General features: G+C 74.9%; 12 protein-coding genes and 1 pseudogene. 1 reads left to right on the forward strand and 12 read right to left on the reverse strand.

All coding sequences use genetic code 11. The annotated features are described in order from the left end of the window. Positions 1 to 216 precede the first annotated feature (216 nt). Both GPJ59_RS21815 and pdxH read right to left on the reverse strand, forming a co-directional pair. Positions 217 to 1,572: a PAS domain-containing protein gene (locus GPJ59_RS21815; RefSeq protein ID WP_219668920.1), complete on the reverse strand. Its 1,356-nt coding sequence runs from the start codon at positions 1,570 to 1,572 to the stop codon at positions 217 to 219. 464 nt (positions 1,573 to 2,036) lie between these two features. Then, complete coding sequence (pdxH, locus tag GPJ59_RS21820; RefSeq protein ID WP_258024731.1) at positions 2,037 to 2,660, reverse strand: pyridoxamine 5'-phosphate oxidase; 624 nt, start codon at positions 2,658 to 2,660, stop codon at positions 2,037 to 2,039. A 238-nt stretch (positions 2,661 to 2,898) separates the two neighbouring features. On the opposite strand from pdxH, the gene GPJ59_RS21825 reads away from it, so the two are divergent. Further along, positions 2,899 to 4,008: a citrate synthase 2 gene (locus tag GPJ59_RS21825; RefSeq protein ID WP_219668922.1), complete on the forward strand. Its 1,110-nt coding sequence runs from the start codon at positions 2,899 to 2,901 to the stop codon at positions 4,006 to 4,008. An 84-nt stretch (positions 4,009 to 4,092) separates the two neighbouring features. On the opposite strand, the gene GPJ59_RS21830 is transcribed toward GPJ59_RS21825, so the two are convergent. The 10 genes and pseudogenes from GPJ59_RS21830 to GPJ59_RS21875 all read right to left on the reverse strand — a co-directional run. After that, positions 4,093 to 4,686 carry a TetR/AcrR family transcriptional regulator gene (locus tag GPJ59_RS21830; RefSeq protein ID WP_219668923.1) on the reverse strand — a complete coding sequence of 198 codons (594 nt, stop codon included), beginning with the start codon at positions 4,684 to 4,686 and terminating at the stop codon, positions 4,093 to 4,095. After that, positions 4,674 to 5,408: an enoyl-CoA hydratase family protein gene (locus GPJ59_RS21835; protein WP_219668924.1), complete on the reverse strand. Its 735-nt coding sequence runs from the start codon at positions 5,406 to 5,408 to the stop codon at positions 4,674 to 4,676. The genes GPJ59_RS21830 and GPJ59_RS21835 overlap by 13 nt, the downstream gene beginning before the upstream one ends. Before the next feature lie 79 nt (positions 5,409 to 5,487). Beyond that, complete coding sequence (locus GPJ59_RS21840; protein ID WP_219668925.1) at positions 5,488 to 6,654, reverse strand: acyl-CoA dehydrogenase family protein; 1,167 nt, start codon at positions 6,652 to 6,654, stop codon at positions 5,488 to 5,490. Beyond that, positions 6,651 to 8,621, reverse strand: coding sequence for an ATP-binding protein (locus tag GPJ59_RS21845; RefSeq protein ID WP_219668926.1), 1,971 nt, complete (start codon positions 8,619 to 8,621; stop codon positions 6,651 to 6,653). The genes GPJ59_RS21840 and GPJ59_RS21845 overlap by 4 nt, the downstream gene beginning before the upstream one ends. An 8-nt stretch (positions 8,622 to 8,629) precedes the next feature. Beyond that, on the reverse strand, positions 8,630 to 10,228 hold the full coding sequence (locus GPJ59_RS21850) for an acyl-CoA carboxylase subunit beta (protein WP_219668927.1): 1,599 nt from the start codon (positions 10,226 to 10,228) through the stop codon (positions 8,630 to 8,632). Further along, entirely contained in the window at positions 10,225 to 11,958 is a 1,734-nt protein-coding gene (locus tag GPJ59_RS21855) for an acyclic terpene utilization AtuA family protein (RefSeq protein ID WP_374200879.1), read from the reverse strand. The genes GPJ59_RS21850 and GPJ59_RS21855 overlap by 4 nt, the downstream gene beginning before the upstream one ends. A gap of 149 nt (positions 11,959 to 12,107) precedes the next feature. Further along, positions 12,108 to 12,923 carry a TIGR03084 family metal-binding protein gene (locus tag GPJ59_RS21860; RefSeq protein WP_258024732.1) on the reverse strand — a complete coding sequence of 272 codons (816 nt, stop codon included), beginning with the start codon at positions 12,921 to 12,923 and terminating at the stop codon, positions 12,108 to 12,110. A 303-nt stretch (positions 12,924 to 13,226) separates the two neighbouring features. Further along, complete coding sequence (locus GPJ59_RS21865; protein ID WP_219668930.1) at positions 13,227 to 14,048, reverse strand: MBL fold metallo-hydrolase; 822 nt, start codon at positions 14,046 to 14,048, stop codon at positions 13,227 to 13,229. Between the two features lie 92 nt (positions 14,049 to 14,140). After that, positions 14,141 to 15,133, reverse strand: coding sequence for an EamA family transporter (locus GPJ59_RS21870; RefSeq protein ID WP_219668931.1), 993 nt, complete (start codon positions 15,131 to 15,133; stop codon positions 14,141 to 14,143). A 386-nt stretch (positions 15,134 to 15,519) separates the two neighbouring features. Continuing rightward, positions 15,520 to 15,999 (reverse strand): annotated as a pseudogene (locus GPJ59_RS21875) (FAD-binding oxidoreductase); the annotation flags it as partial. Positions 16,000 to 16,192 lie beyond the last annotated feature (193 nt).

Consider the following 16,192-nt stretch of genomic DNA (forward strand, 5'->3'; position numbering starts at 1 on the left):
GACACACCCAGCACGAACGATCCGATGTCCAGCATGGCCCGCAGTCAACCAGAGCCGGCCGACGGCATGCGCAACGGGCCCCCGGGGGAGGCCCGTTGCGCAGTAATCCACGGCGGGTGCCGGCCCGGGGGTCCGCCCCCGGGCCGGGTCTCCCCGCGGTAGAACCCCTGGCGCCTACCGTCCCTCCGGGCGCGCCCCGGGTGACACCCCGGGCGGTCAGCGGTACGGCCCGCTCGCGCCCTCCGCGTCGCCCGTGCCGCCCGACAGGGCCGCCAGGGCGACGTCCTCCGCGACCCGGGCCGCGACCTCCTCCGCGTACGCCGCGTCCGCGCGGTCGAAAGCCTGGCGGTACGGGCCGCGCAGGAAGGTCAGGGCGCCCAGCGTCCGGCCGCGGCTGCGCAGCACCGTGCACAGCGCGTGCGCCGTGCCCGGCGGCCACTGGCGCGCGCCCGCCCAGCCCTCGCCCTCGCCGCGCGGCACGCTCGTGCGGACCGGCCCGATCCGGTCCAGCGCCTGGAACACCGGGTGCCCCGGCCCGTACCGCACCGGGATCGCCCCCGGCCCCGGGACCAGCCGCGCCGGCCCCGCCGCGCCGGACGGCGAGGCGGCCACCCGGACCAGCCGCTCCCCGGCGACCACGTCGACCACGTCGACGAAGGCGTGGTCGGCGAACCCGGCCAGCGCGAACTCCAGCCGTACCGCCGTCGCCTCCGCCGGGTCCTCGCACTCGGCCGCGGCACGGCCCGCCCGGTGCAGCTGGTTGGACCGGAAGCGCAGCTGCGCCGTGTCCAGCTGCGCCTGCCGGGCCTCGGTGATGTCCTGGAACAGCCAGCCCACGCCCAGCGGCACCGGCTCCTCCGCCAGGGGCGAGGCCAGCCGCAGGAACCCGGAACGCCAGCACCGCCGCCGTACGCCCTCGGGCGTGCGCACCGAGACCCACAGCTCGACCGGCGCGGGCGGCGCGCCCTCCGCCAGGACGTGCTGGAGCGCGCCCTCCAGCTCCTCCACGCCCTGCGACAGCAGCTCGCCCAGCGGCCGCCCGAGCAGCGCCGTACGCCCCATGCCGAAGGCCCGGGCCGCGTGCGTGTTCACCACCGCGGGCCGCAGGTCCACGTCGACCAGCACCACGCCCCACGACGCGTCGTCCATGAGCGCCTCGCTGAGCGCGATGGACCGCTCCAGGTCGATCTGCGCGTGCACCTCGCTGAAGGCGCAGTACACCCCGGCGGGCTTCCCGTCCGCGCCCGGCACCCCGGCCGACTGGGTGCGTACGAGCACCCGGCCGCCGTCCTTGGTCAGCAGCGCGAACTCGTGCACCTGCCGGCCCGGCACGTCCTGCGCGGCCATCAGCCGGTTCTCGACGTCCTGGGCGTCGGCGGCCCGCGCCGCCCATCCGGCGAACCCTCTGCGCCCCACCGCCTCGGCGGCGGTCCACCCCAGGATGCGCTCGGCCTCCCGGTTCCAGTGCGTGACGACCCCGTCGGCGTCGAACGCGCACAGTGCCGCGTCCATCCCGTCCAACAGTGCGGCGAGCAGATCGTCGGTGGTCTCTCCACGTCCGGAAGCACTCACCTGGCACCCCCTGCAGGCGTTCGCGTGTGCGGCACGTCAGATCATTCAACTGGAACGTGACGCACCCCACACGGCATTCCCGTGATTCCGTCGGAAGGGATTGCGCGCGGGCGGCGGACCGGCCCGGCGGCAACGGTCCGTGGCGCTCGGCGGACGCTGCGGAGTGCCCCCCGTAATTCCGTTGAACCTCGCACGGGGGCGTGCCTACAGTGGCCGCACACTGAAAGGAGGTGATCCCGGAAATGTATGAACTCCGGACGCGTGAGGTGACTGCGGGCTAGCGCCCGTCGTCGCACGCACCCAGTGCGGTGCCGGCTTCTGACGCCGGCCCAATCCCTAGCAGTCACCCGACCCGCGGGCTCGCCGGTACGTCCGACCGGCTCCTCTTACTGCAGAAGAGGATCCCAGCCCGCGGGTCGTCTGCATTTCCGGAGCCTCCCCGGAAATGCAGACGGCACGGACGCTTACGGGCACAGGCGCTCGATGCGCCACTCCTCGCCGTCGCGGACGTAGCGGAGGCGGTCGTGCAGGCGGTTCTCGTGGCCCTGCCAGAACTCCACCTCGTGCGGGACGATCCGTACGCCGCCCCACTCCGGCGGGACGGGGACCTGCTCGCCCTCCGGGTAGCGCTCGGCGAGCTCGGCGTAGCGCCGGTCCAGTTCCTCGCGGGAGGCGATGACCTGCGACTGGGCGCTGGCCCAGGCGCCCAGCTGGGAGCCGTGCGGGCGGGAGCGGAAGTACGCGGCGGTCTCGTCGCGGCCGACGCGGGCGGCGGTGCCCGCGACGATGACCTGGCGGGCGATGGGGTGCCAGGGGAAGAGCAGGGAGACGTGCGGGTTCTCCGCGATCTCCTGCCCCTTGCGGGAGGCGTAGTTGGTGTAGAAGACGAAGCCCCGGTGGTCGAACTGCTTCATCAGGACCGTACGGGTGCTGGGGCGGCCGTCGGCGGTCGCCGTGGAGACGACCATGGCGTTGGGCTCGAAGACGTGCGCGTGGGCGGCCTGGCGGAACCACAGGGCGAACTGCTCCATGGGGTCCGCGGCGAGGCTGTCCTCCGTGACGATCTCGGAGCGGTACTGCTTGCGCATGACGGCGGGGTCAAGGTCGTGGGCGGTCACCCCGCCATCCTGCCGTAGGGCCGACCTGAGGAGTGTGCCGTATGTCACGCTTCCGCACATCAAGCGGAACGGACAAAATCTTGGGGCCGGTCCGCTGGCACCCGTGCGGGTGACCAACGGCCGTGCCGGGCATCAACGGTGATGACCGCGCCGGACCGCGAATCACGCCGGGAGCCGCGCGTGTTCGCACTATCTGAGGAGCCGCCTGATGTCCGACTTCGTACCCGGTCTCGAAGGGGTCGTCGCGTTCGAGACCGAGATCGCCGAACCGGATAAGGAAGGCGGTGCCCTCCGCTACCGCGGGGTCGACATCGAGGACCTGGTCGGTCACGTGTCCTTCGGCAACGTCTGGGGCCTGCTGGTCGACGGCGCCTTCAACCCGGGCCTGCCGGCCGCCGAGCCCTTCCCGATCCCGGTGCACTCCGGGGACATCCGGGTGGACGTGCAGTCCGCGCTGGCGATGCTCGCCCCGGTGTGGGGCCTGAAACCGCTGCTGGACATCGACGAGGCCACCGCCCGCGACAACCTGGCGCGGGCCGCCGTCATGGCGCTGTCGTACGTCGCCCAGTCCGCGCGCGGCCAGGGGCTGCCGATGGTGCCGCAGCGCGAGATCGACAAGGCCGAGTCGGTCGTGGAGCGGTTCATGATCCGCTGGCGCGGTGAGCCGGACCCGCGGCACGTCAAGGCGGTCGACGCCTACTGGACGTCCGCGGCCGAGCACGGCATGAACGCCAGCACGTTCACCGCCCGGGTGATCGCCTCCACGGGTGCCGACGTCGCGGCCGCGCTGTCGGGTGCGGTGGGTGCCATGTCGGGGCCGCTGCACGGCGGGGCGCCCTCGCGGGTGCTGGGCATGATCGAGGAGATCGAGCGCACCGGCGACGCCGAGGCGTACGTGCGCAAGGCCCTGGACAAGGGCGAGCGGCTGATGGGCTTCGGGCACCGGGTCTACCGCGCCGAGGACCCGCGGGCGCGGGTGCTGCGCCGTACGGCGAAGGAGCTGAACGCGCCGCGCTACGAGGTGGCGGCGGCGCTGGAGCAGGCCGCGCTGGCCGAGCTGCACGCGCGCCGTCCCGACCGGGTGCTGGCCACGAACGTGGAGTTCTGGGCCGCGATCATGCTGGACTTCGCGGAGGTCCCGGCGCACATGTTCACGTCGATGTTCACCTGCGCGCGGACGGCGGGCTGGTCGGCGCACATCCTGGAGCAGAAGCGGACGGGCCGCCTGGTGCGTCCGTCGGCCCGCTACGTGGGGCCGGGCCGCCGGGACCCGCGCGACATCGAGGGCTACGCCGACATCGCCGACATCGCCGGCTGAGGCCGGCGAGGGGTGCACGAGGGCGCCGGCCCCCGCGGGGGCCGGCGCCCTCGCTGTGTGTCAGGGGGCGGCCAGGGCGGTGTGTCAGGGGGCGGCCAGGGCGGTGTCGATGATCCGGGACCACTGGGCGACGACCCGCTCGCGGCGGGCGGTGTCGTCGGTGAGGACGTTGGCCAGGCCCAGGCCGCGGGCCATGTCGAGGAGGCCCTGGACGGTCTCGCGGACGCCGGGGCGGGATTCGTCGGCGCCGAGCAGCTCGACGGCGATGCGGTGGGTCTCGCGGCCGACGCGGGCTTCGAGTTCGGTGACCCGGGGGCGCAGCTGCTCCTCGTTGGAGGCGGCGACCCACAGTTGGAGCGCGGCCCGGAAGAGGGCTCCGGTGTAGAGGTCCACGAGGGCCTCGACCACGGCGGGGCGGGCGGCGGGCCGGGTCTGGAAGAGGGTCCGCAGGGCGGCGGAGCGTTCTTCGGCGACGTACTCGACGGCTGCGGTGAAGAGGTCCTCGCGGGTGGGGAAGTGGTACTGGGCGGCGCCGCGGGAGACGCCTGCGCGTTCGGCGACGACGGTGACGGTGGAGCCGGCCCAGCCCTGTTCGGCGAGGCAGGAGACGGCGGCTTCGAGCAGGTGGCGGCGGGTGACGCGGCTGCGGGCCTGCTTGGGTCCGGTCACCGTGCCCATGACGGGTCCCGGCGCTCGAAGCGGGCGGTGATGCCCTCGCGGGCCTCGTCGGAGGCGAACACCCGCGCGGACAGCTCGGTCAGCGCCGCGCCGTCCCGGGCGAGGGCCTCCCGGACCGGGGCGGTGACCAGGCGCTTGGTCTCGGCGAGGGCGTTCGGGGCGGCCTTGCGCAGGCCGGCGAGGACGGGGGCGAGGGCCTGGTCGACGTCGTCGGCGTGCAGGGTGAGCAGGCCGATGCGGGTGGCTTCGGCGGCGTCGAAGGGCTCGGCGGTCAGGAAGTAGCGGGCGGCCGCGCGGGGGTCGAGGCGGGGCAGCAGCGGCGCGGAGATCACGGCGGGGGCCAGGCCCAGGTGGGTCTCGGTGAAGGCGTACGTGGAGGCGGGCCCGGCGGCGGCGAGGTCGCAGGCGCCCAGCAGGCCGAGGCCGCCGGCGCGGACGTGGCCGGTGACACGGGCGAGGACCGGCTTGGGCAGTTCGGTGAGCTCGCGCAGCAGGGCCAGGAAGTCGGCGGGGTCGCAGGGGGACTTCAGGTCCGCGCCGGCGCAGAAGGTGCCCCCGGTGTGGGTGAGGACGACGGCCCGGGCCTCCGGGTCGGCCCCGGCCCGGGCCAGGGCGGCGCGCAGCTCGCCGACGAGGGCGGCGGAGAGCGCGTTGCGGTTGGCCGGTGAGTCGAGCGTGAGCGTGGTGATGCCGTGCGCGTGCGCGGCCTGGACGACCTCCACTGCTGTTCCTCCCTTGCGGTTGCGGGCCGGTGGGGCGGCCGCCGCGGCGGTGCGGCGGCGGCCGCCCGGGCCGGCGGTTCTAGTAGGACTTGGGCAGGCCGAGGGTCTGGTGCGAGACGAAGTTGAGGATCATCTCACGGCTGACGGGGGCGATCCGGGCCACCCGGGAGGCGGTGACGAGGGCGCCCAGTCCGTACTCGCGGGTGAGGCCGTTGCCGCCGAGCGTGTGGACGGCCTGGTCCACCGCCCGCACGCAGGCCTCGCCGGCAGCGTACTTGGCCATGTTGGCGGCCTCGCCGGCGCCCATGTCGTCGCCGCTGTCGTAGAGGTGGGCGGCCTTCTGCATCATCAGGCGGGCGAGCTCCAGCTCGATGTGGGCCTGGGCGAGGGGGTGGGCGACGGCCTGGTGGGCGCCGATGGGCTCCTTCCACACCTGCCGGGTGCGGGCGTAGTCGACGGCCCGGGCGAGGGCGTAGCGGCCCATGCCGATGGCGAAGGCGGCGGTCATGATGCGTTCGGGGTTGAGCCCGGCGAAGAGCTGCAGGAGCCCGGCGTCCTCGTCGCCGACAAGGGCGTCGGCGGGCAGTCGTACGTCGTCCAGGACGAGTTCGAACTGCTTCTCGGCGGCCTGGATCTCCATGTCGATGGGGGTGCGGGTGAAGCCGGGGGCGTCGCGCGGGACGATGAAGAGGCAGGGCTTGAGGCGGCCCGTGCGCGCGTCCTCGGTGCGGCCGACGATCAGGGTGGCGTCGGCGATGTCCACGCCGGAGATGAAGACCTTGCGCCCGGTGAGCCGCCATCCGCCGTCCTCGCGGCGGGCGGTGGTGGTGATGCGGTGGGAGTTGGAGCCGGCGTCCGGCTCGGTGATGCCGAAGGCCATGGTGCGGCTGCCGTCGGCCAGGCCGGGCAGCCAGGTGCGCTTCTGCTCCTCGGTGCCGAAGCGGGCGATGACGGTGCCGCAGATGGCGGGTGAGACGACGAGCATGAGCAGCGGGGAGCCGGCGGCACCCAGCTCTTCCAGGACGATGGAGAGTTCGGCGATGCCGCCGCCTCCGCCGCCGTACTCCTCGGGCAGGTTGACCCCGAGGTAGCCGAGCTTGGCGGCGTCGGCCCACAGTTCGTCGGGGTGGCGGCCCTCGCGGGCGACGCGGGCGAGGTAGTCGCGGCCGTAGCGCTGTCCGAGGGCGGCGACGGCGGCGCGCAGGGCGGTGTGCTCTTCGGATTCGGTGCCGGGGGTCGTGCTCATGGGTGCGTTTCCTCCTGGACTACGGCGAGCAGGGCGCCGACCTCGACCTGGTGGCCGGGGGCGGCGTGGAGCGCGGTGAGCGTGCCGGAGGCGGGCGCGAGGATGCGGTGTTCCATCTTCATGGCCTCCAGCCAGAGCAGGGGCTGGCCCGCGGTGACGGCGGCGCCGGGGGCGAGGCCTTCGGCGACGCGGACGACGGTGCCGGGCATGGGGGCGAGCAGGGAGCCGGGTTCGCTGCGGTCCTGGGGGTCGGTGAACCGGGGCAGCGGGGTCAGCGTGTGGGCGCCGCCGCCGGCCGCATCGACGTAGACCTCGGCCTTGTTCGATTTATGTTTCACGTGGAACACGCGCTGTACGCCGTCCACTTCGAGCTCCACCCGGTCGGCGGCGAGGGCCAGCACCCGAACGCCGGGGTGGTCCTCGGGCAGGGGGCCCTGGCGGGTGTGCCGGTAGCGCACCTCGTACGGGGTGTCGGCGCCGGCGGCCCGGTAGCTGCGGGTCTGCGGCTGGGAGGGCAGGTTGCGCCAGCCGCCGAGCCGGGCGGCGAGGGCGGCGCCGGGAGCCGGGACGGTCTCGGCGAGGGCCGCGGCCAGGGCGGCCAGACCGGCGTCGGGGGCCGGGCCGGTGAGAGTGGCGAGGTGGCGGTCGTAGAAGCCGGTGTCGACGCGGGCGGCCGCGAAGTCGGGGTGGCGCAGGGAGCGGACGAGCAGGTCGCGGTTGGTGGTCAGGCCGTGGATCCGGGCCCGGGACAGGGCGCGGGCCAGGGCCCGGACGGCTTCGGCGCGGGTGGGCGCGTGGGCGATGACCTTGGCGAGCAGCGGGTCGTAGTGGACGGCCACGGTGTCCCCGGCGACGAAGCCGGAGTCGACCCGGACCGGGCCGGGCACGTCCAGCGTGTGCAGGACACCGGTCTGGGGGCGCCAGTCCTGGGCCGGGTCCTCGGCGTAGAGGCGGGCCTCGACGGCGTGCCCGGTGGGCGTGGGCGGGTCGGCAGGCAGCGGGGTGCCTTCGGCGATGCGCAGCTGGAGGGCGACCAGGTCGAGGCCGAAGACCTCCTCGGTGACGGGGTGCTCCACCTGGAGGCGGGTGTTCATCTCCAGGAAGTAGGGCCGGCCGTCGGCGGTGACGAGGAACTCCACGGTGCCCGCCCCCCGGTAGGACACCGCCCGGGCCGCGGCGACCGCCGCCTCGTGCAGGGCGGTGCGCAGGGCCGCGGGCAGGCCGGGGGCCGGGGCCTCCTCGATCACCTTCTGGTGGCGGCGCTGGAGGGAGCAGTCGCGGGTGCCCAGGGCCCAGACCGTGCCGTGGGCGTCGGCGAGGACCTGCACCTCGACGTGGCGGCCGCGTTCGACGTAGGGCTCGGCGAAGACCTCGCCGTCGCCGAAGGCGGAGCGGGCCTCGGCGGCGGCCGCCTCCAGCTCGTCCTTGAGGGCGTCGAGGTCCCGTACGACGCGCATGCCGCGGCCGCCGCCGCCCGCGGCGGCCTTGAGCAGCAGCGGAAGATCGGCCTCGGTGGCGGTGGCCGGGTCCACGGGGTCCAGCAGGGGCACGCCGGCGGCGCGCATGAGCTCCTTGGCGCGGGTCTTGGAGGCCATGGCCTCGATCGCCTCGGGCGGCGGGCCGACCCAGACCAGGCCGGCGGCCCGGACCGCCCGGGCGAACTCGGGGCTCTCGGAGAGGAAGCCGTAGCCGGGGTGCACGGCATCGGCCCCGGCGGCCAGGGCGGCCTCGATGATCAGGTCGCCACGCAGGTAGGTCTCGGCGGACGCGGCACCGGGCAGCCGGACCGCGGCGTCGGCCTCGCGCACGTGCAGGGCGTCGGCGTCGGGGTCGGAGTGCACGGCGACGGTGTCCAGGCCGAGCGCGCGGGCGCTGCGCAGGACGCGTACGGCGATCTCCCCGCGGTTGGCGACGAGGAGGGAGGTCAGGGGGGCCGGGGGCGGGGCGGCGGGTGATGTCTGGGTCATGTGGGGGCTCACATCCGGAAGATGCCGAAGCCGCCGCGGGCGCCCTCGACGGGAGCGTTGTGGACGGCCGACAGGCACAGGCCGAGGACGGTACGGGTGTCGCGCGGGTCGATGACCCCGTCGTCGTAGATCCGTCCGGACAGGAACATCGGAAGTGACTCGGACTCGATCTGCTGCTCGACGAAGGCCCGCATCCCGGCGTCGCCCTCCTCGTCGTACGGCTGCCCCTTGGCCGCGGCGGACTGCCGGGCGACGATCGACAGCACGCCGGCGAGCTGCTGGGGGCCCATGACGGCGGACTTGGCGCTGGGCCAGGCGAACAGGAAGCGGGGCTCGTACGCGCGGCCGCACATGCCGTAGTGGCCGGCGCCGTAGGAGGCCCCGATCAGCACGGACAGGTGCGGGACCCGGGAGTTGGACACCGCGTTGATCATCATCGAGCCGTGCTTGACGATGCCGCCCTGCTCGTACTCCTTCCCGACCATGTAGCCGGTGGTGTTGTGGAGGAAGAGGAGGGGGATGTCGCGCTGGTTGGCGAGCTGGATGAACTGGGCGGCTTTCTGGGACTCGGCGCTGAACAGCACGCCCTGGGCGTTGGCGAGGATGCCGATCGGGTAGCCGTGCAGGGCGGCCCAGCCGGTGACCAGGCTCGTGCCGTAGAGCGGCTTGAACTCGTCGAAGTCCGACGCGTCCACGATCCGGGCGATGACCTCGCGGGGGTCGAAGGGGGTGCGGAGGTCGGCGGGCACGATGCCGAGGAGCTCCTCCGGGTCGTACAGGGGCTCCGGGGCGGGTCCCGGATCGGGGTGTGCCTTGCGGTGGTTGAGGCGGGCGACGATCCGGCGGGCCTGGCGGATCGCGTCCGGCTCGTCCAAGGCGTAGTGGTCGGCGAGGCCGGAGGTGCGGGCGTGCATGTCGGCGCCGCCGAGCGACTCGTCGTCGCTCTCCTCGCCGGTGGCCATCTTGACCAGGGGCGGGCCGCCGAGGAACACCTTCGACCGGTCCTTGATCATGACGGTGTGGTCGGACATCCCCGGGATGTACGCGCCTCCGGCGGTGGAGTTGCCGAAGACGACGGCGACGGTGGGGATGCCGGCGGCGGAGAGCCGGGTCAGGTCGCGGAAGACGGCCCCGCCCGGGATGAAGATCTCCTTCTGGGAGGGGAGGTCGGCGCCGCCGGACTCGACCAGGCTGACGCAGGGCAGCCGGTTGGCGAGGGCGATCTCGTTGGCGCGCAGGGCCTTCTTCAGGGTCCAGGGGTTGCTGGCGCCCCCGCGTACGGTCGGGTCGTTGGCGGTGACCAGGCACTCGACGCCCTCGACGGTGCCGATGCCGGTGACCATGGAGGCGCCGACCGGGTAGTCGCTGCCCCAGGCCGCGAGCGGGGACAGCTCAAGGAAGGGCGTGTCGGGGTCGAGGAGCAGCTCGACGCGTTCGCGGGCGAGGAGTTTGCCGCGGGCGCGGTGCCGGTCGGTGTACTTGGGGCCGCCGCCGGCCAGAGCCTTGGCGTGCTCGGCCTCCAGCGCCGCCAGCCGCTCCAGGGCGGCCTCGCGGTGGGCGAGGTGGTCGGGGTCGCGCGGGTCGACGACGGTGGTGAGCCGGGTCATGGGCCGGCCTCCGGTTCCGGGAGCAGGTGGACGGGGATGTCGAGGTGGCGGGCCCGCAGCCATTCGCCGAGGGCCTTGGCCTGCGGGTCGAAGCGGTGGGCGGAGGCGACGCCGTCGCCGAGGATGCCGGGGAGGGTGAAGTTCAGGGCTCTGAGGTTGGGTAGGTCGTGGCGGGTGAGGGGGAGGCTTGCCGCCTCCGGGAGGAGGGCCTTGAGGGTGTCGGTGGTGAGGGTGGCTGCGAGCCAGGTGTAGGCCTCGTCGGTCTCTGCCCAGACGCCGATGTTGGCGTCGCCGCCCTTGTCGCCGCTGCGGGCGCCGGCGATGCGGCCAAGGGGGGCGCGGGTTGTCCCTGCGGGGCCTTTCCCCTCCCCGCCCCTTCCCGTTACTGGGGCTGCGCCCCAGACCCCGCCGGGCGCTCCGCGCCCGGTTTCGGGGGCTCCGCCCCCGGACCCCCGCGCCTCAAACGCCGGCGGGGCTGGAATGGTTGCGGCGCCGGCTGGAGGGATTGCGGTCGGGTGTGGCGTGGTGGGGATCGGGATGCGGGATCCGTCCGGAAGGACTGCCGTGTGCGGGACCGTGGTGGACGGGACCAGGGCGGTGGCGAAGACGCCGTACGGCTGGGCGGGGCCGGGTGGGGTGGTGACGTGGAAGCCCGGGTAGCTGGCCAGGGCCAGTTCGACCGCCGCCGAGGTCAGTGCCCGGCCCACCCGGTCGGGGTCGGGGTCGCGGACCACCAGCCGCAGCAGGGCACTGGCCGTCTCCTCCGTCGCCGCGTCGGTGTGGTCGGTGCGGGCGAGGGTCCACTCCGCGCGGGCCACGCCCTCCAGCGCCGGGGCCAGTTGGGCCCGGACCAGGTCGGCCTTGGCCTCGATGTCCAGGCCGGTCAGAACGAAGGTGACCTCGTTGCGGTGGCCGCCCAGGCGGGTGATTCCCACCTTGAGGGTGTCCGGCGGGGCCTCGCCGCGGACCCCCTCGATCCGGACCCGGTCCGGGCCGGCCTGGCGCAGCCGGACGGTGTCCAGGCGGGCCGTCACGTCCGGGCCGAGGTAGTGCGCGCCCTGGGTCTCGTACAGCAGTTGGGCGGTGACGGTGCCGACGGTGACCGCTCCGCCGGTGCCGGGATGCTTGGTGATCACCGACGAGCCGTCGGACTCGATCTCGGCGAGCGGGAAGCCGGGCCGGCGGACGTCGTGCCGGCCGAAGAACGCGTAGTTGCCGCCCGTCGCCTGCGTCCCGCACTCCAGGACGTGTCCGGCGACCACCGCGCCCGCGAGGCGGTCGTGGTCGTCGGCCGCCCAGTCGAACCACCAGGCCGCGGGGCCGGAGACCAGCGCCGCGTCGGTGACCCGGCCGGTGACGACGACGTCCGCGCCGGCGCGCAGGCAGGCGGTGATGCCGGCCCCGCCGAGGTAGGCGTTCGCGGTGAGCGCGCCCTTGCCGTACGGCATGAGGTCGTCGCCCTCGACGTGGGCGACCGCCACGGGCACGTCCAGCTTCGCCGCCAACGCCCGGACGGCTTCGGCCAGTCCGGCCGGGTTGAGCCCGCCGGCGTTCGCCACGATCCGCACGCCCCGCTCACGGGCGAGGCCGAGGGTGTCCTCCAGCTGGCGCAGGAAGGTCCTGGCGTAGCCGAGGCCGGGGTCCTTCAGCCGGTCGCGGCCCAGGATGAGCATGGTCAGCTCGGCCAGGTAGTCGCCGGTGAGGACGTCCAGCGGGCCGCCCTCCAGCATCTCGCGCAGGGCCTGGAAGCGGTCTCCGTAGAAGCCGGATGCGTTGCCGATCCGGAGTGGTCGGCGGGGCTGCGGGGCCGGGTGCGGGGCGGGCCGTGCGGCCGGGGGCGGGGCGGGCTGCGGGGCCGGGTGCGGGTCCGGCTGCCGGCTCACCGGCCCGCTCCGGGGGCTCGGCCGGGCTCCCGTCCGGTGCCGGGCGGTCCGGCGAAGGCCTGGGCGATGTCCAGCCAGCGGTCGGCGTCGGCGCCCCGGGCCTCGACCGCGAGGTCGGCGCGGTGGGCGCGCCGGGTGACGAGCAGGCAGAAGTCCAGGGCGGAGCCGGTGACCCGCTGGGCGGCGTCCGGCGGACCGTACGCCCAGACGGCCGCGCCGCCCTTGGTCCCGTCATCGGTGCCGTCGGCGGCGGTGCCGGGCGGGGCGGTGAGCTCTACGCGGAACTCCTCGGCGGGCGCGGGCAGTCCGCGTACGGAGAAGGCGTAGTCGCGGGCCCGTACGCCGATCCGGGCGACGTGCCGGAGCCGGGCGGTCGGGGCCCGGCGTACGCCGAGCGCGTCGGCCACGTCCTGGCCGTGCGCCCAGGTCTCCATCAGCCGGGCCCCGGCCATGGAGGCGGCCTTCATCGGCGGGCCGTACCAGGGGAAGCGGGCGTCCGGCGAGGCCGCGGCCAGGGCGGCGTCGAGGGCGTGCCGCGCGGTCCGCCAGCGGCCGAGCAGCTCGGCGGGCGGGAGGGCGGCGCCCTCGGCAGCCCCGTCGTCGACGAAGCTGTCGGGGCTGCGGACGGCCTCGGCCACCATCGCCGCGAAGGCGTCGGTGTCGGTGAGCGAGAGCAGCGCTGCCCGGTCGGTCCAGGCGAGGTGGGCGATCTGGTGGGCGATGCTCCAGCCGGGCGCGGGGGTCGGCCCGGCCCAGGCGGCGGCCGGCAGCCCGGCCACGAGCCGGTCGAGCTCCTCGCCCTCCGCGCGCAGGTCGGCGTGGACGGGGAGGACGGGGAGGACCGGGTGGGCCGGGTGGGCCGGGTGGGCGGGCGCGGACGGCGGTACGAGTGGATCGGGCACAGCTGTGCTCCCCTCGGGGCGCGGGCACGGCGGAGTGGGCGCGTGAGCGCGTACCGCTCGGCGGGCGTGACGGCGTGAGGGAAGACTGGCAGCGCCCCGAAAAACAAGCAAGCGTGCTTGCATGATTTTTTCGGCCGACCGGGACGGATCGGGCCAGGGCGGGAAGTCCCTTCCCTGGGTGAGGAGTTGGGGGGGCGACGACCCTCGTCGGCGCTACGGCTGCGGCGGACCGCCCGGCTGGAAGCCGGCCAGCATCTGCTCCAGAGCGGCCTGGTCAGGGCCGACGAAGGGATCGGCGTCGGGCGCCCGGGCGATGGTGTCGAGCAGGGTCGCGGTCACGCCGGAGGCCGGCGGGAGGTGCGTGGACAGCACCACGTCCGGGTCCAGTGCCTCCAGCGCCTTGACGTTGGCCAGGTACTTGGCGGGATCCGCCACGTGCACCCACGGGCTGTCCACCGTGGCCCACAGCAGCTGTGCGCCCCTGAGGTCGGCGGCGGCGACCGCGCCCACGTCCGCGCCGGTGGCGAGCTCGGGCGTCGGCAGCGGGGCGCCGAAGCAGTCGGAGCTGAAACAGGTGCGCGTGCGTTCGTCGTAGAAGCCGACGGTGGCCGGGTTGTCGAACAGGGGCGGCCGGAAGGCGTACAGCGTGCGATCGCCGACGTCGAGGCGCCGGCCGGGATTGAGCAGGTGGACGCGGTCGAGCGGCAGCGGGCACTCGGTGGACATCTCGCCCGCGCCCAGGAACGTGGTCACCACCCGCGCCCTAGGCGCCGCCTCCAGCAGGGCGAAGAGGCCGCCGGTGTGGTCGCGGTCGGGGTGGGTCAGCCAGATCCACCGCACGTCGGCGGGGTCCATGACCTCGCCGAGGCGGGCCAGGAAGTCCCGGTCGGGCAGACCGAGCCCGGTGTCGACGACCACGGGCTGCCGGGCGAGCAGGACGAAGGCGTTGACCGGTATGAAGCCGATGCCCGGGACCTCCAGGCAGTCGGCCAGCACGCTGGTGTCCGTACCGACTCGGTGAGTGTGAGTGCTCATGGGGACTCCCCTCAGCCCCTCCATGCTGGAGCAGTGCGGTGGTGCGCGCACCCGGGGCGGGTCGGGGGACAAGCCGGACGGGCGGACGGGCCCTACGGCGTGTCGCGGGGCTCGCGGGGCTTCTGGGAGCGGACCGCGCCCATGCTCGCGGCGATGACCAGGGCGATCGCGAGGGCGTCCGTGGCGGACAGGGTCTGGTGCAGGAGCAGGAAGCCGGCGGTGCCCGCGATGGCCGGCTCCAGGCTCATGAGGATCGCGAAGGTGGGTGCGGGCATCGTGCGCAGCGCCAGGAGTTCCAGCGTGTACGGCAGGACGGACGACAGCACGGCCACTCCCACACCCAGCGCCAGCGTGCTCGGGACCAGCAGTTCCGCGCCCGCCTCCGCGATGCCGAGCGGCAGCGTGAGCACCGCCGCCACCGCCATCGCCAGGGCCAGCCCGTCGGCCTGCGGGAAGCGGCGGCCGGTGCGGGCGCTGAAGACGATGTACGCCGCCCACATCGCGCCCGCGCCCACCGCGAAGGCCGCGCCGACCAGGTCGAGCGAGCCGAAACCGCCACCGTGCCCGGACAGCAGCGCGACACCGGCCAGTGCGAGCCCGGCCCAGAGCAGGTTCACCAGCCGGCGCGAGGCGATCACCGACAGGGCCAGCGGGCCGAGCACCTCCAAGGTGACCGCGGCGCCGAGGGGGATGCGGTCCACGGCCTGGTAGAAGAAGCCGTTCATCGCGGCCATGGCTGCGCCGAACACGGCGACCGTGGCCCAGTCCCCGCGCGAGTAGCCACGCACCGTGGGGCGGCAGACCAGCAGCAGGACGACGGCGGCCGCGACGAGCCGCAGCGTCACCACGCCCATGGCTCCGGCGCGGGGCATGATCAGCACGGCGAGCGCGGCACCGAACTGCACGGACACGCCGGCGGCGAGGACCAGGCCCACGGGGCCGAGGCGTCGCCGGGAGGGCGGGGCGGTTGCGGCGGCGGTCGGGGTGGTTGCGCCGGGGGCCAGGGTGGCGCCGGCCGCGGTCGGGGTGGCGGAGGCGCCGGCGGCGGGTGCGCTGGGGGCGGCGGACGGCGCGGAGCGGGTCATTCCGCCAGGGTAAGCCCACGGTAAGGAGCATGCACCCGTGTTTTCCCTTACAGCTCTCCGCGTGAGCGGCGTAGGCCGCGGCCCTTGGGGGCGAGGCCGGGGCCGCGGGGTCCTCCGCCGGTGGCCGGCCGGGCCGGTATCGGGGCCGGAGGCGGAGGCGGGGCCAGGGCCGGGCCGGAGCCGGGGCCAGGGCCGGAGCCGGGGACCGGGCCGGGGTCGGAGCCCGGGCCAGGGCCAGGGCCAGGCCGGAGCCCGGGCCGGGGTCGGAGCCAGGGCCGGAGCCAGGGCCAGGGCCGGAGCCGGAGCCCGGCCCGCAGCCGGGGCCAAGGCCGGAGCCGGTGCCGGTGCCAGGGCCGGGGTCCGGCCCGGAGCCAGGGCCGGGGCGGTCAGTTCAGGGCCTCGGCCAGTAGTTCTGCCAGGTGTTGGGCACGGTGGTTCGACAGGCCGGCGATCTGGGTGCGGCAGGAGAAGCCGTCCGCGAGGACGGCCGCGTTCGGGGCGGCTGTGCGCAGCGCCGGCAGGAGCTGTTCCTCGGCGCAGGCCACCGAGACCTCGTAGTGCCCCGGCTCGAAGCCGAAGTTGCCCGCGAGGCCGCAGCAGCCGCCGGTCAGCTCCCCGGTCAGCCCGGCCCGTTCGCGCAGCCGGCGTTCCGCCGCGTCGCCCAGGACGGCGTGCTGGTGGCAGTGGGTCTGGCCGACCACCGGGCGGTCGAGGCGCGGCGGGCGCCACTGCGGCGCGTGCTGTTCCAGGGTCTCGGCCAGGGTCCGTACGGAGCCGGCGAGGGCGGCCGCGCGGGGGTCGTCGGGGAGGAGGTGGGGGAGGTCGGTGCGGAGGGTGGCGGCGCAGCTGGGTTCCAGGACGACGACTGTGATCGGGGCGGGCCCGGGGCCGTGCCCGGCACTGTCTGCGCCGGCGCCGGCGGCCCCGGCCTCCCCTCCGGCCCGGCCGGCCCCGTCGGCCCTGTATCTTATCCACATCTCCGAGCACACGAGACCGAGGCCGATATCGTATGCACTCTTCAGCTTGAAAATAAGACACCTAGACGTCTATCTGCAGAGA

The organism is Streptomyces bambusae (assembly GCF_019400985.1).
Taxonomy (GTDB): Bacteria; Actinomycetota; Actinomycetes; order Streptomycetales; family Streptomycetaceae; genus Streptomyces; species Streptomyces bambusae_A.

What these genes read in the sequence shown, in the direction of transcription:
- pdxH (WP_258024731.1), bottom strand. Translation starts at nt 2,660, where the DNA reads ATGCGCAAGCAGTACCGCTCCGAGATCGTCACGGAGGACAGCCTCGCC.
- GPJ59_RS21825 (WP_219668922.1), top strand. Translation starts at nt 2,899, where the DNA reads ATGTCCGACTTCGTACCCGGTCTCGAAGGGGTCGTCGCGTTCGAGACC.
- GPJ59_RS21830 (WP_219668923.1), bottom strand. Translation starts at nt 4,686, where the DNA reads ATGGGCACGGTGACCGGACCCAAGCAGGCCCGCAGCCGCGTCACCCGC.
- GPJ59_RS21840 (WP_219668925.1), bottom strand. Translation starts at nt 6,654, where the DNA reads ATGAGCACGACCCCCGGCACCGAATCCGAAGAGCACACCGCCCTGCGC.
- GPJ59_RS21845 (WP_219668926.1), bottom strand. Translation starts at nt 8,621, where the DNA reads ATGACCCAGACATCACCCGCCGCCCCGCCCCCGGCCCCCCTGACCTCC.
- GPJ59_RS21850 (WP_219668927.1), bottom strand. Translation starts at nt 10,228, where the DNA reads ATGACCCGGCTCACCACCGTCGTCGACCCGCGCGACCCCGACCACCTC.
- GPJ59_RS21855 (WP_374200879.1), bottom strand. Translation starts at nt 11,958, where the DNA reads ATGCTGGAGGGCGGCCCGCTGGACGTCCTCACCGGCGACTACCTGGCC.
- GPJ59_RS21865 (WP_219668930.1), bottom strand. Translation starts at nt 14,048, where the DNA reads ATGAGCACTCACACTCACCGAGTCGGTACGGACACCAGCGTGCTGGCC.
- GPJ59_RS21870 (WP_219668931.1), bottom strand. Translation starts at nt 15,133, where the DNA reads ATGACCCGCTCCGCGCCGTCCGCCGCCCCCAGCGCACCCGCCGCCGGC.